The 1,686-nt window shown below is 71.6% G+C and carries 1 protein-coding gene; it reads right to left on the bottom strand.

From position 1 onward, the window contains the following. Positions 1-28: 28 nt before the first annotated feature. On the bottom strand, positions 29-1,192 hold the full coding sequence (locus E1200_RS33160; protein ID WP_131956607.1) for a thiolase family protein: 1,164 nt from the start codon (positions 1,190-1,192) through the stop codon (positions 29-31). Between the last annotated feature and the right edge of the window lie 494 nt (positions 1,193-1,686).

Consider the following 1,686-nt stretch of genomic DNA (forward strand, 5'->3'; position numbering starts at 1 on the left):
CCCCCGCCCTGCCCGTCCGGCCCATCCGTCAGAGCCGCTCGATGATGGTCGCGTTGGCTTGGCCGCCGGCTTCGCACATGGTCTGGAGGGCGTAGCGGCCGCCTCGGTCTTCGAGGGCGTGCAGGAGCGTCGTCATGATGCGGGTGCCGCTGGCGCCGAGCGGGTGGCCGATCGCGATCGCGCCGCCGCGGACATTGACCCGGGCGGGGTCGGCGCCGGCCTCGCGCTGCCAGGCCAGGACGACCGGGGCGAACGCCTCGTTCACCTCGAACAGGTCGATGTCGCCGAGGGACAGGCCCGCCCGGTCCAGGACCTTCCGGGTCGCCGGGATGATCGCGGTGAGCATCAGCAGCGGGTCGTCGCCGGTCACGGCGAACGCGTGGAAGCGGGCGCGGGGGCGCAGGCCGAGGCGCTCGGCGACGTCGGCGCCCATGACGAGCACGGCGGCGGCGCCGTCGTTGACCGGGGAGGCGTTGCCCGCGGTGATCTTCCAGGCGATCTCGGGGAACCGCTCGGCCGTGCGCTCGTCGTAGTAGGCCGGTGCGAGCCCGGCGAGGATCTCCGGGGAGGTCCCGGGGCGGACGGTCTCGTCCCATTGGCCCGTCCAGGCGACCTCCCGGTCGAACTCGCCGTTCTTCCACGCTTCGGCGGCGCGGCGGTGCGACTCGTAGGCGAAGGCGTCGAGCTCTTCGCGGGACAGCTTCCAGCGGGCGGCGATCAGTTCGGCGCTGATGCCCTGGCCGACGAGTCCGTCCGGGTAGCGTTCGCGGAGCCCCGTTCCGAAGGGGTCGGTGCCGGGCAGCACGCTCGACCCCATCGGCACGCGGGACATCGACTCGACGCCGCACGCGATCGCGATGTCGTACGCCCCGCTCTGCACGCCCTGCGCCGCGATGTGGAGGGCCTGCTGCGACGAGCCGCACTGCCGGTCGACGGTCATGGCCGGGACGCTCTCCGGGAACCCCGCGGCGAGGACGGCGGTCCGGGTGATGTTGAGCGCCTGGTCGCCGGCCTGGGTGACGACGCCGCCGACGACGTCGTCCACCTGGGCCGGGTCGATGCCCGCGCGTTCGACGAGGGTGCGCAGCGTCCGGGCCAGCAGGTCGGCCGGGTGGTCGCCGTGCAGCGAGCCGTTCGGCTTGCCCTTGCCCACCGGGGTGCGCACGGCCGCCACGATCACCGCGTCGCGCATGACTCCCACCTCCGTTGTGTTCTCCAACTCACCCTCGAAGTATCCGGCGAGTGGGTTGGAAAACACAACTGACTGGGGGGTGACCTGCCCCATACAGAGAGGAACCCGGGAGCCCGGCGTATACCGCCGTGGCTCCCGGGCCGTCGGACCGCTCAGCGGGAGGGGTCCATACCGTGGTCCGTCTCATTCCTCCATACGCCGAAGGACCCCGAAATGGAGCCGCCCGACATTGCGAGGTCGGACAAGCGCGCCTCCTTCATGCCCTCGACGTCAGGTTCACTTCGGACATTAGCCCCATATGCGACATAAGGCCCCCAATGGGGGTCAAAGTGTCGGCCAGCATCGGCTGACGGCCGCTACTCGGCGGGTGCGGAGCGGGCACCGCCGCCCGCCGCGGGGCCGGCACCGCCGGCCGGTCTCGTCGCCTGGAACATCGCGCGCATCTTGCGGGCCGCGTCGCCGGGCTTCTTCCTGTCTCTTATACACAACTGACG

The organism is Actinomadura sp. GC306, assembly GCF_004348665.1.
Taxonomy (GTDB): Bacteria; Actinomycetota; Actinomycetes; order Streptosporangiales; family Streptosporangiaceae; genus Spirillospora.